The sequence below is a fragment of the Streptomyces sp. NPDC048185 genome, from assembly GCF_043202495.1.
In the GTDB taxonomy this organism is placed as follows: domain Bacteria; phylum Actinomycetota; class Actinomycetes; order Streptomycetales; family Streptomycetaceae; genus Streptomyces.
Genome location: NZ_JBIDAN010000006.1, coordinates 271,312 through 283,735, shown reverse-complemented (window position 1 = coordinate 283,735; position 12,424 = coordinate 271,312). Strand labels below are relative to the sequence as shown.

At 71.6% G+C, this 12,424-nt stretch carries 9 protein-coding genes and 1 tRNA gene; 4 read left to right on the top strand and 6 right to left on the bottom strand.

Annotation, left to right across the window (positions count from 1 at the left end; genetic code table 11):
• Positions 1-24: 24 nt before the first annotated feature.
• The 3 genes from ACGF3H_RS19985 to ACGF3H_RS19975 all read left to right on the top strand — a co-directional run bounded on the left by ACGF3H_RS19985 (position 25) and on the right by ACGF3H_RS19975 (position 2,291).
• Positions 25-1,680, top strand: a complete 1,656-nt coding sequence (locus ACGF3H_RS19985) for an IclR family transcriptional regulator C-terminal domain-containing protein (protein WP_362499584.1) — start codon at positions 25-27, stop codon at positions 1,678-1,680.
• 46 nt (positions 1,681-1,726) lie between these two features.
• A tRNA-Arg gene (locus tag ACGF3H_RS19980) sits at positions 1,727-1,799 on the top strand.
• Positions 1,800-1,955: 156 nt separating this feature from the next.
• Positions 1,956-2,291: a deoxyxylulose-5-phosphate synthase gene (locus tag ACGF3H_RS19975; RefSeq protein ID WP_362499586.1), complete on the top strand. Its 336-nt coding sequence runs from the start codon at positions 1,956-1,958 to the stop codon at positions 2,289-2,291.
• Between the two features lie 93 nt (positions 2,292-2,384).
• On the opposite strand, the gene ACGF3H_RS19970 is transcribed toward ACGF3H_RS19975, so the two are convergent.
• From ACGF3H_RS19970 to ACGF3H_RS19960, 3 genes are all read right to left on the bottom strand, one after another.
• Entirely contained in the window at positions 2,385-3,257 is an 873-nt protein-coding gene (locus ACGF3H_RS19970; protein ID WP_362499588.1) for a methyltransferase domain-containing protein, read from the bottom strand.
• 409 nt (positions 3,258-3,666) lie between these two features.
• Positions 3,667-6,462 (bottom strand): galactosylceramidase, encoded by a 2,796-nt coding sequence (locus ACGF3H_RS19965; RefSeq protein ID WP_362499590.1) that lies wholly within the window; start codon positions 6,460-6,462, stop codon positions 3,667-3,669.
• An 898-nt stretch (positions 6,463-7,360) separates the two neighbouring features.
• Positions 7,361-7,531, bottom strand: a complete 171-nt coding sequence (locus tag ACGF3H_RS19960; RefSeq protein WP_362499592.1) for a hydrophobic protein — start codon at positions 7,529-7,531, stop codon at positions 7,361-7,363.
• 139 nt (positions 7,532-7,670) lie between these two features.
• Between ACGF3H_RS19960 and ACGF3H_RS19955 the strand changes: the two genes are divergently transcribed.
• On the top strand, positions 7,671-7,844 hold the full coding sequence (locus ACGF3H_RS19955; protein ID WP_362499593.1) for a CsbD family protein: 174 nt from the start codon (positions 7,671-7,673) through the stop codon (positions 7,842-7,844).
• Between the two features lie 73 nt (positions 7,845-7,917).
• Here ACGF3H_RS19955 and ACGF3H_RS19950 read toward each other — a convergent pair whose 3' ends face one another.
• Genes ACGF3H_RS19950 through kdpA form a run of 3 tightly spaced genes read right to left on the bottom strand, consistent with a single transcriptional unit; the run spans position 7,918 to position 12,421 of the window.
• Positions 7,918-8,571 (bottom strand): potassium-transporting ATPase subunit C, encoded by a 654-nt coding sequence (locus ACGF3H_RS19950; protein WP_362499595.1) that lies wholly within the window; start codon positions 8,569-8,571, stop codon positions 7,918-7,920.
• Positions 8,572-8,576: 5 nt separating this feature from the next.
• Positions 8,577-10,745 carry a potassium-transporting ATPase subunit KdpB gene (gene kdpB, locus ACGF3H_RS19945; protein WP_362499597.1) on the bottom strand — a complete coding sequence of 723 codons (2,169 nt, stop codon included), beginning with the start codon at positions 10,743-10,745 and terminating at the stop codon, positions 8,577-8,579.
• The gene (gene kdpA, locus ACGF3H_RS19940; RefSeq protein WP_362499599.1) at positions 10,742-12,421 is read right to left on the bottom strand and encodes a potassium-transporting ATPase subunit KdpA; all 1,680 of its coding nucleotides are present in this window, start codon (positions 12,419-12,421) and stop codon (positions 10,742-10,744) included. Before kdpA ends, kdpB begins: the two co-directional genes overlap by 4 nt.
• Positions 12,422-12,424: the final 3 nt, after the last annotated feature.

Genomic DNA, 12,424 nt, shown 5'->3' with positions numbered 1-12,424 from the left:
CCCGCCCGCCGTACCGGAGAGCCGATGCCCGCCAACCACACTGCCGACGCCGACGACACCGCCGGCACCGCCGACCCGATCGACGCCGCGGCCGCCGGGCAGGCACAGGGCACGACAGGCGGCGTCGCACCGGCCGAGGCGGTCACGCCGCTGCTGCGCGGCATCGCCGTACTGCGCCGGCTGACCGAGGCGGACGACGGCACCCTCAGCCTCAGCGAGCTGGAGAAGGCCACCGGCCTCGCCCGCTCCACGGTCGACCGCATCACCGCCACCCTGGCCCGCATGGGATACGTCCGCCCGGACGGCCGCGACGTGACCCTCGCACCCCGCCTGATGGACCTGGGCAACGCCTACCTCTCCGCCCTGCGCCTGCCCGCGCTGCTGTCCCACCGGGCCGACGCACTCGCCGACGAGCTGGACGAGTCGGTGTCCCTGGCGGTCGGCGACCGGGACGGCGTCCGCTTCATCCACCAGGCCACGCGCCGCCGGGCGATGTCCCTGAGCTTCCGCATCGGCGACCTGCTGCCCGCCGAACGCACCGCACCGGGCCCGCTGTTCGCCACGGAGTGGACGGAATCCGACTGGCGCCACTGGCACGACCGCCGGGCGGCGGACCCGGAGGACCGCTTCTTCCCCTCCGTACCGCCACGCGGCCCCGCCGCACCCGCCGACGCGCACTTCGAGCACCGCACGGCCAGGGCGGCGGCCGACGGCTGGGCCCTGGACGACCAGCTGATCGAACCGGGCCTGGTCGCGGTCTCCGCCCCGGTACGCGACCCGGGCACCGGCCGGGTGGCGTGCGTGGCGAGCGTGGTGAGCCACACCAGCCGCCACACGGCACAGGACCTGCGCGCCGCCCTGCTCCCCCGCCTGCGCTCGGCGGTGACGCAGATGGAGGACGACCTGCGCCACGCTCCACCCCCGGCCCCGGGCCCACCGCCGGCGGGCCTGGCCGTCTGGACGGGCGCGTCGAAACTGGAACTGGGCCGGGAGTTCGTGGAATCCCTGGCGCGCGGACTGACCGTCCTGACGGCGTTCGGCGAGGGCAGGCCCGCGCTCACCCTCACGGAGGTCGCGAAGGCGACGGGGCTGTCACGGGCGACGGCCCGCCGCGCCCTGATCACCCACGAACACGCGGGCCTGGTGAGACAGCACCCCGACCGCACCTTCACTCTCACCCCCCGCGTCCTCTCCCTCGGCTTCCCGCCGCTCTCCCGCCTCTCGCTCCCCCGGATCGCCCAGCCCCACCTGACCGCACTGGCCGCACGGGTCGGCGAGTCGGCGTCCCTGGCCGTCCTGTCGGACTCGGGCGAGGAGATCCAGTACACGGCGGCGGCCTCCACGAGCCGCGTGCTGAGCGCCCGCGTCACCGTGGGCTCCCGCCTCCCGGCCCCCGCGACCGCCCTGGGCCGCGTCCTCCTCGGGGACCTCGACGAGGTCCGGACGCAGGGCTACGCCCTGGTCGACGAGGAACTGGAGGCCGGCCTGCGCTCGATCGCGGTCCCGGTACGCGACCGCACGGGCCGGGTGGTGGCGGCGGTGAACGTGGCGATGCACGCGGCCCGCCGGACGGCGGAGGCGTGCGTGACGGAGATCCTCCCGGAACTCGGCCGCACGGCCACCCACATCGAGACAGACCTCCGCACAGCAGGCCGCTTCACCCCCGTCCCCCCGACCTGACCACCCGCTACACTGTCCGCGGTGGCACAGCCGTACCACCGATCATGCCTTCGTAGCTCAGGGGATAGAGCACCGCTCTCCTAAAGCGGGTGTCGCAGGTTCGAATCCTGCCGGGGGCACACCAGGTCAGGAGCCCTCTCGTCCAGCGGACGGGAGGGTTCCTGCGCTTGCAGCACAGTACGGTCGCCCGTCGCCGACCCACCTTTCCTGAAGAGCCGACGCAGCATGCCGGAAATCTGTCGAGCCCGACCCTGCGGCCGCCCTACCCTTCCCGCATGGCCCATGGAAAGACCTCGTACGTTTGCCTGCCCTGCCGGGCCTCGTTCAAGCAGCCCTACCCCGGCTACCACGACCACGAACGGATCTGTCCACGCTGCGCCGAACCACTGATCCACGTCGGCTCCGCCTTCGCGGCACCCAAGAGGCGGGACACCGCCGCCTGGCGAACCCTCTCCGTGCTGCTGCACGCCGGTGTGCGCTTCCACAAGAGCTGCTGCGGCGGCCCCGGCTACCGCCCACGCACCCTCAGCGAGGTGCGTGAGCGGATGGCCTACGCCCGGGCCACCGGCGAACCGTTCGCTCAGGCGTTGGTCCGCCGCGACCTGCCCTAGCAGCCCGACGGCGGGGGCGTTCCGCCGTGCCGCCGAAGCCGAAGCGCCTCCAGCTGTCGGCCTCTTGCCTCTGCTGTCTTACGGACCTTCTTCTCAGCCTTCTGCGGCCGGAAGCCACCGAGGCCGGTAGGCGGTGGCCAGTACGGAGACGGTGACCCGATCGGGCAGGCCGCCGCCGTCGGTCAGGTCTGCGCGACTCACGTGGCGTGCACTCGGCGTCATCGCGACCAGGTCCAGGGCAGCCACCCTGGTCAAGGACGCGGAGTAGTCCACCTGTTCGGTGACGACGGCCTCGAAGTAGGGGTTGAGCGCCCGGTGCAGGCGCTGTTCCTTGGCCGGGTCGATCGTGACCATCGCAGGCACCTGGCCGCGCAGCTCGGTCAGGTGCCGCCCGGTGGGGCGGACCACGATCAGCCGACCGGTCGGGCGCAGTACGCGGTGGAACTCGGCCGGGTTGCGTGGGGCGAACACGTCCAGCACGAGATCGGCCGACGCGTCTGCCAGAGGGAAGGGACGGAAGACGTCCCAGGTGACCGCGGCGGCGCGGTCGTGGGCACGGGCCGCCGAGCGCAGCGCGCGCACCGACGTGTCCAGCCCCAGGCCGCGGGCGTCGGGCAGCTGGTCGAGCACGCCGGCCAGGTAGTAGCCGGTGCCGCAGCCCACGTCCACCACCGTGCCCTGCTCGGACATGGCGTCGGCCGCCAGCCGGGCCCCGACCTCGCGGATGGGCGCGTAGGTGCCGGTGGACAGGAACCGGTCCCGGGCCTGGACCATGGCTGCGTCGTCGCCGCTGGTGGCGCGGGTGCCCGTCAGCAGGCTGGCATAGCCGTGACGGGCGATGTCGAAGGTATGCCCCACCGGACAACGCAGCGCACCGGAGTCGGGGTGCAGGCGGCGCGTTCGGCACGTCGGGCAGCGCAGCAGGTCGAGGGAGAGATCGAGGGCAGGGGGAAGCGACACGGGCACGAGGCACTCCTGGCAAGCGGGAAGGGAAGGGATCGTGCCTGCGCGCTCGGGACGTCACTGCCTCAGGAAGGAACGGGCAGCGTCGGGACGACGATTCACGCAGCAGGCACGCCAAGGAGGGCGACGCCGTCCGGCATCGCCCTCAGCGCCTTCCGATCACAGGAAGCAGCAGTGCGGGGTGCTCAGGAATGCCATGTCACAAGCCTACGAGCACGACGGAGCCCTGGATGCCTCCGTGCTCAAGACTCGGGAGAGACGGCCTGGTTCAAGGCAGCTCGCTCCGCTCACGGCAAGCAGCCGCCGCAGATCAGCCCGCGGGTCCTGGTCGGCCTCGGACGTCCCGTCCGGGGCGACGCGGCGGAGGGTGCCGCGCCGGGGGCTCCCCCGGGCGGCACCCTCCCGCGTCCGGCTAACGCCGGACCACGAACCGGTCGACGTTGATCTCGGTGCCGGACGCAGACTCATTGGCCGCCCCGGTCGAGCGCAGCGTGACCGTGTGCTTCCCCGGTTCCAGCTCGCCGCTGGACCAGATCAGCTGGTTGCCCACCCGCTGCCGGCCGTAGAAGTCGGCCGTGCCGACCTGCTCGCCGTCGATCAGCACCGTCGCGACACCCTGGTTGGACGCTCGCAGGCCGTAGAGGTCGACGGACGTCCCGGTGAACCGGAAGTCGACCGAGTCGCCGACCCCCGACGTCGACGTGACGGACGAGTGGTACAGGCCCGTCCGGTTGATGCAGCCCGGGCAGCTCAGCCACCCGTCGCCCCGGTAGTCGAGCCGGCCCTGGCCGATGCCGGTCTCCTGGTCGTCGACCGAGCTGTCGTGGCCGCGTCCCGCGATCACCTCGACCCGGTCGAGGCCCACCCAGCCGGCCCGCTTACCCCCGTCGACCTCGACGCGCAGGGTGTGCTTCCCGTCGGTCAGCACCGGCGTCCGCCACCGGACGCTCGTGTCCCTGCCGGACCGGTCGAAGGAGAGCCGTTCGGGCGCGTTGCCGTCGATCGACACCAGGGCGGTGCCGCCGTGCGGGCTCCGGACGCCCACGAGGGTCGCTTGGGTGCCGTCGAACGTCACGGTGAGGGCGTCGCCGTCACGGTCGCTGCCGCTGATCGTGCCGCCGGACGCGACCCGGGTCTGCGCACGCGTGTAGTCGCCGCAGCGGCCGGGCTTGGCCGTGCAGTGCTTCCAGCCGTGCCCGGCGTACCTGATGTCCCGCGCCGCGTCGTCGATTCCGATGACCTTGTCGAGAGGTTCGATCGCGAGGTCCGCGAACTGCGTCGCGGAGTAGTCGCCCGAGAGCCCGGCCATCCCGGACACCCAGGTGCCGTCGGTCACCGACCCCACGGTCGCGCCGTCGACCGAGGCCGTGATCTCGTCGCCGTCGAAGGCGAGCTCGAGGCGGTGCCATCCCGCCCCCGCGCCGTCGACGGTGCCGCTCGCCAGCTCCTTCCACGACCGGCCGCCCGGCTCACCGCGCCCGATCGACCAGGTGCCGTCGGCTGCGAGGGTGACCCCGTAACCGTTGGGAACCGGCTGCATCGCGTCGTTCGACACCCGCCCGAGGACCTGCGCCTCGCCCGACTGCGGGACGAAGGCGTCGACGGACACGGAGTAGTCGCTCCAGTCGAGGTCGCCGATGATCCCGGCCGGCTTCTTCCAGGCCGCCCAGGAGATGGCCGGCTGGGGCGAGACCTGTGTGAGGCAGGTGCCCCGGCGGTGCCCCTGGCACGCGCGCTCCTCGTAGGCGCCCTCCATCTGGGAGAAGTAGCGCGTCTGGCCGCTCTGACCGCCGTCGGAGAGGTCGTCGTGGTACGGGAACGGGAAGGCGGAGTCGGGCTGCCCGACAGCGTTCCCGCGGCCCTGGCCCTTCGTGGTGGTCACCGTGACCACCGCGTTCGCCGGGACGGTCACACGGTAGGTCCCGTCGGCGGCACGCACCAGGTCCGGCTGCCGGGTGAAGGACTCGTCGGCCGTCGTCCGCCACACGTGCAGGTCGCCGGCGTCGAGGCCTCCGGTGACCGAGAGCGTGACCTGCTGCGGCTTCGTCGTGCCGATCGTCTCGATCACGGTGCTCCAGTCACCGCCGTCGGGCGAGCGCCGGGACACGTAGCTCCCCCGCGTGGTGTCGTCCTGGTCGAGGTATCCGGACGACGTGTCCAGGTACCGCCAGCCCGGCTCGGCGAACTGGGTCGTCTGCGCCATCGCCCAGATCGCCGACTGCACCTGATAGCCGCCCGACCACGGGGTGTTGGAGCGCATGAGCCCGGCGTCGGAGATGCTCAGGCCCTCGTAGTACGCCGTGAGGAGGTTCCAGATGTTGACCCCGGTGATGCGCCCCTCGATGTACGCGTGGTTGAGCAGCGACGGGAGCGACTTGGCCGAGCCGCCGTGTCCCCACTCGGCCGACCAGGGACCTCCCTCGGAGATCCACAGCGGCTTGCCCAGCGACTGGGCGGTTTCGGAACTGGGGCCGAACGAGTAGTGGGTGCCGAGGAGGTCGACGGCGTCGAACAGCTCCGGGTCGGCGGCCATGTCGACGGCGATCGGCCACTCCCCCTTCACCGCGGCCTGGTCGGCGCCGATGATCCGGACGTCGTCGTAGCCGGCGTCGTCGAGTGCCGCCCGGAACTTCTTGATCCACTCGGCGTCGTAGTCGCGCTCGTTGCGCACGCCCATGTTGTCGATGTGCAGCCCGTGCTGGTCGGCGCAGCCGAGCCAGTTCAGGAAGTAGTCGATCGTGTCCTGCGAGTAGTACTCGTCGAGCCATCCCGGCGCGCCCCACGCGAGGCCACCGAGTTTGATGCCGGGGTTGCGCTCGACCGCCTCCTCCATGAGCCACCACTCGTAGCCCGCCTTGCAGTTGACGACGCCACGCTCGTGCATGTGGCTGGACTCCGACCCGTCCGTCGAGTTGGTGTCACCCCCGATCTCCACCTTGAGGAGCTGGAGGGCGGCGCCGTAGCCGGGCTTGAACAGGTAGTCGAGAATTTCGTCGCGCTCCTGCTGGGGGTAGTCGAGGAGCAGACGCGTGGTGGCGCCGCCGCCCGACGTCGCGCCGACGCCGTCGAACACCCGGCCGGCGCTTCGGCCGTCCACCGTGATGGTCGCACCCTTGCTCGGGGTGGCGTCGGCGGCTGCCGCGGTCCCGACGGCCGGCGCCACCAGCGCGGCGCCCAGGGCTGCCGCCGCCGTCGCGACGGCCGCCACCCGCCGGCGCCATGACGCCGGCGCTTTCGGTCTCTTCCGTGATCTGTGCACGTCCGCGTACTCCTTCGTATCGCACGAAGCCGGCCGACGACGTCGTCGAGGTCGGTCTGCATGTCACGGTGCTGAGCGTCCCCACGGGCGGGTCTGACCCCCGCCCGTCCGGTCCTCGTCGGCGCGGACCCGGACATACGTCAGCCGTACTGTTCGAAATATCGTCACTCGTTCGAAATGGTGGCGTGACCGTATGGAGGTGGCATGCCGCCTGTCAACGGTGGTGCAGCGATCGGTCGCCCGGCTTCAGCGCCCCACGGCGACTCGCGCCACGACGGTTTCCCGGATGCCGCCACGTGCCCGAGGCGCCCCGGCCGTGGAGGTGGAACCATCCCGCTGGGTCCGAAACCCCCCAGGAGGTTCGTATGAATGTCGCGACAGCCGCGGGGTTTCAGCGGAAACCGGTCCGGGCTCCGGTGCCCGGGGCGGAAGACATGGGGCGATGGGTCGACGAGTGGTTCGCGAAAGGCGACCCGGTCGACGCCTGCGGGGTGAGCGGCAGAACAACGCGGCCGACCGTCTCGTGAAGAAGGACAAGGCTTTCGGGGCAGGGGCGTTCTGGCTCACCCCAACGCCCCGTGTCCGGCGCGGCTCGGGAGAAGTGCCGGAGCATTTCCCGCGGGTGCCGCCTCACCCCACCGTGAGGCAGACGGTGCGGGCGGCAGGCAGCGTCAGTGGTACTGCTCGAGGTGCGCGGGCATCAGCGCTGGATCGGGCACCCGGGGGCGGGACGTGAGGGAACCCGAGCGGTTCGACGCGTCCGCCGGAGCGCGCGTGTGCCCGGCGCCTCGTGGTCCATGACCTGGGCGCCGGGCGACTGTGCGAAAGAGGGTGTCCGCAGGTCAGATCACCATCGGTACCAGCGCCCGCGGCCGCCGCCCGCGCTCGTGGAACGCATGACGAAGCCGAGGAGCCAGACCACCAGGACGACGAGGGCGACCCACCAAAGGACCTTGAGGGCGAAGCCGGCGCCGAAAAGAATCAGGGCGAGAAGCAGTACAAGAAGCAGGGGGACCATAGTTATCAACCTCCTGACCGGCCTTGTGCCCTGCGTTTCGCCTTTCATACACCGGCCGACGCCTTGTTTGCGCAGGGAAAGGCGGGGCACGAGCGGACTACCGCGACAGCGGGAAAGCAACGACGAGGAGGCGTTTTCCATGACTGCGGGCGAAAAGGCCAAGGCGAAGACCGAGCAGGCCGAGGGCAAGGCCGAGCAGACCCTCGGAAAGGCCGTCGGGAATGAGCGGATGGCCGCCGAGGGGCAGGCGAAGAAGAGCACCGGCGACGCCCGCGAGGCCAAGGAGAAGACCAAGGACGCGTTCAAGCACTGACGTCGCGTCCTCGACCGTGCCGGAGCGGGCCTCCCGAACAGGGGGCCCGCTCCGGCATGAGGCGCCTCGCGCGTCAACGGCTGTTGTCCGCCCGTTCCTTCAGCGCGATGTTGAGCCGCAGTACGTTCACCCGGGGTTCGCCGATGAAGCCGAGGGTGCGGTTCTCGGTGTGCTCGGCGACCAGTTCCCGGACCTCCTCCACGGGCAGGCCGTTGCGCTCGGCGACCCGGCGGACCTGGAGGCCGGCGTACTGCGGGGAGATGTCCGGGTCCAGGCCGGAGCCGGAGGAGGTGACCGCGTCGGCGGGTACGTCCGACGGGGCGACCGGGTGACCGGGGACCGAGTTGTCCCGCACGACGGCGGCCTTGGCCTCCTTCACCCACCGGACCAGTTCCGCGTCGTCGGCGGCGCGGTTGGTCGCTCCGGACAGGAGCAGGTCGTACTGCGTGTTGACGCTGTTGGTGCCCAGGCCGCGTGCCGGGCGGCCCTGGAACCACTTCAGGTCCGGGGTACCGTCCGGCCGCAGGTACGACTGCCCGATCAGGGAGGAGCCGACGACCTTGCCACCGGCCTCGGTCTCGGAGCCGTTCGCTTCGCCGGGGAAGATCCCCTGGGCGATGCCGGTGATCAGCAGCGGGTAGGCGATGCCGGTGACCACGGTCAGGACGAGGAGGGCGCGCAGGGCCGCTCCGAGGAGCCGGGCCGTGGTGGTCAGGGAGGTGTTCATGTCCTTCAGCCGATCCCGGGGACGAGCGAGACGAGCAGGTCGATGAGCTTGATGCCGATGAACGGGGCGATCAGTCCGCCCAGGCCGTAGACGGCCAGGTTCCGCCGGAGCATCCGGTCCGCGCTCGCCGGCCGGTACCGCACGCCCCTCAGGGCGAGCGGGACCAGCGCGACGATGATCAGCGCGTTGAAGACGACGGCCGACAGGATCGCGGAGTCCGGCGAGGACAGGCGCATGACGTTGAGCTTGTCCAGGCCCGGGTGGACCGTGGCGAACAGCGCCGGGATGATCGCGAAGTACTTGGCGACGTCGTTGGCGATGGAGAACGTGGTCAGGGCGCCCCGGGTGATCAGGAGCTGCTTGCCGATCCCGACGATCTCGATGAGCTTGGTCGGGTCGGAGTCGAGGTCGACCATGTTGCCGGCCTCCTTGGCGGCCGACGTGCCCGTGTTCATCGCCACGCCGACGTCGGCCTGCGCGAGCGCGGGGGCGTCGTTGGTGCCGTCGCCGGTCATCGCGACGAGCTTGCCGCCGGCCTGCTCCCGCACGATCAGGGCCATCTTGTCCTCGGGGGTGGCCTCCGCGAGGAAGTCGTCGACGCCCGCCTCGTCCGCGATCGCCTTGGCGGTCAGGGGGTTGTCGCCCGTGATCATGACGGTTCTGATGCCCATGCGGCGCAGTTCCGCGAACCGCTCGCGCATGCCGTCCTTGACGACGTCCTTGAGGTGGACGGCGCCCAGGACGCGGGCCCCGCGCTCGTCCTCCACGGCGACGAGCAGCGGCGTGCCACCCGCCGCGGAGATCCGGTCGGCGGTCGCCCGCGCGTCGCCGGCCACCGTCCCGCCCCGCTCCTCCACCCAGGCGATCACCGAACTCGCCGCGCCCTTGCGCACCTTGCGGCCGTCGACGTCCACACCGGACATGCGGGTCTGCGCGGTGAACTCGATCCACCGGGCGCCCGCGAGTCCGCCCGGGTCGAGGGCGCGAGGCGCTTCCTCGGCAGGGTGGTGGACGACGGGCGGGCGTTCGCGCAGCCCGTACCTCTCCTGGGCCAGGACGACGACCGAGCGGCCCTCGGGGGTCTCGTCGGCCAGCGAGGAGAGCTGGGCCGCGTCGGCCAGCAGCGCCTCGGGGGTGCCGCCCACCGGCACGAACGCGGCCGCCTGCCGGTCGCCGAGCGTGATCGTGCCCGTCTTGTCCAGCAGCAGCGTGGAGACGTCACCGGCGGCCTCGACGGCGCGGCCCGACATGGCCAGCACGTTGCGCTGGACCAGCCGGTCCATGCCCGCGATGCCGATGGCGGAGAGGAGGGCGCCGATCGTGGTCGGGATCAGGCAGACCAGCAGGGCCACCAGCACGACCAGGGTGAGGTCGGTGCCCGCGTAACCGGCGAACGGCGGCAGCGTGGCGCAGGCCAGCAGGAAGGCGACGGTCAGCGAGGCCAGCAGGATGTTCAGCGCGGTCTCGTTGGGCGTCTTCTGCCGGGCCGCGCCCTCGACCAGGCTGATCATGCGGTCGATGAAGGTCTCACCGGGCCTCGTCGTGATCCTGACGACGATGCGGTCGGAGAGGACCTTGGTGCCGCCGGTGACGGCGGACCGGTCGCCGCCGGACTCGCGGATGACGGGCGCCGACTCCCCGGTGACGGCCGACTCGTCGACGGAGGCGACCCCCTCGACGACGTCGCCGTCGCCGGGTATGACGTCCCCGGCCTCGCAGACGACCAGGTCGCCGACCTTCAGCTCGGTGCCGGGCACCACGGTCCCGTCGGCCCGGCGGGCGACCGTGCCGGCCTTGGCCCTGCGCAGGGTGTCGGCCTGCGCCTTGCCGCGGCCCTCGGCGACCGCCTCCGCCAGGTTGGCGAAGATCACGGTGAGCCAGAGCCAGGCGCTGATGGCCCAGCCGAACAGGTCGCCGGGGTCCGTGAAGGAGAAGGCCGTGGTCAGCACGGACCCGACGAGGACGACGAACATGACGGGCGACCTCACCATCACCCGCGGGTCGAGCTTGCGGAACGCGTCGGGCAGCGACGCGACCAGTTGCCCGGGGTCGAAGAGGCCCGCGCCGGCACGTTCCCGTCCGGACGGGTGCCCGGTGGGCGCGTCGTCGTGCGGCGCCCGGGGCTGGGTGGCTGTGGACATGGAGTCCTCGTGCTTCTGCGTGTCGGTGGTCATGCCGTCAGCCCCTCGGCGAGCGGGCCCAGGGCGAGCGCCGGGAAGTACGTCAGACCGGTGATGATCAGGATGGCGCCCACCAGCAGGCCGCTGAACAGCGGTTTCTCGGTGCGCAGGGTGCCCGCGGTGGCCGGGACGGGCTGCTGCCCGGCGAGGGAGCCCGCGAGCGCCAGGACGAACACCATCGGCAGGAAACGGCCGAGCAGCATGGCGAGGCCCAGGGTGGTGTTGAACCACTGCGTGTCGGCGTTCAGGCCGGCGAACGCCGAGCCGTTGTTGTTCGAGGCGGAGGTGTAGGCGTAGAGGATCTCGGTGAAGCCGTGCGCGCCGGTGTTGGTCATCGAGTGGCCCGGGGTGGGCAGGGCCATCGCCGCGGCGGTGAGGGTCAGCACCAGTGCCGGGGTGACGAGGATGTAGCAGGCGGCGTACTTGATCTCGCGGGTGCCGATCCTCCTGCCCAGGTACTCGGGGGTGCGGCCGACCATCAGACCGGCGATGAAGACCGCGACGACCGCCATGATCAGCATGCCGTAGAGGCCGGAGCCCACGCCGCCCGGCGCGATCTCGCCCAGCATCATCCCGAGCAGGGTGATGCCGCCGCCGAGGCCGGTGAAAGAGGAGTGGAAGGAGTCCACCGCACCGGTGGAGGTCAGGGTCGTGGACACCGCGAAGATCGACGAGCCTCCGATGCCGAACCGGACCTCCTTGCCCTCCATCGAGGCGCCCGCGATGTCCGGGGCCGGGCCGTGGTGGGCGAACTCGGTCCACATCATCAGCGCGGCGAAGCCGACCCAGATGGCGGCCATGGTCGCGAGGATCGCGTAGCCCTGGCGCACCGAGCCGACCATGACGCCGAAGGTCCGGGTCAGCGCGACCGGGATCAGCAGGATCAGGAAGATCTCGAAGAGGTTGGTGAAGGGAGTCGGGTTCTCGAAGGGGTGGGCGGAGTTGGCGTTGAAGTAGCCGCCGCCGTTGGTGCCCAGCTCCTTGATGGCCTCCTGCGAGGCGACCGCGCCGCCGTTCCACTCCTGCGTGCCGCCCATGCCGTGCTCATTCAGGAACTGGCCGACCTCGTGGATGCCGGAGAAGTTCTGGACGACCCCGCAGGCCACCAGGACGACGGCGGCGACGGTGGCGAGCGGCACCAGGAGGCGGACGACTCCACGGACCAGGTCGGCCCAGAAGTTGCCCAGTTCACCGGTGCGCGCCCGGGTGAAGCCGCGCACGAGGGCGACGGCGACGGCGATGCCGACCGCGGCGGAGACGAAGTTCTGCACGGCCAGCCCGGCGGTCTGCACGACGTGGCCCATGGCCTGCTCGCCGTGGTACGACTGCCAGTTGGTGTTGGTCACGAAGGACGCGGCAGTGTTGAACGCCTGGTCCGGGTCGATCGGGGCGAAGCCCAGTGAGCCGGGCAGCACGCCCTGGAGCCGCTGGAGCAGGTACAGGAAGAGGACGCCGGCGAGGGAGAAGGCGAGCACGCCGCGCAGGTACGCGGGCCAGCGCATCTCCGTGTCCGGGTCGGCGCCGATGGCCCGGTAGATCCACCTCTCCACCCGCAGGTGCCGGGGGGAGGAGTAGATCCTGGCCATGTAGGTGCCGAGGGGGAGGTGGGCGAGCGCCAGCGCGGCCATGAGCGCGAGCAGCTGGAGCACGCCGGCGAGGACGGGGCTCATGTG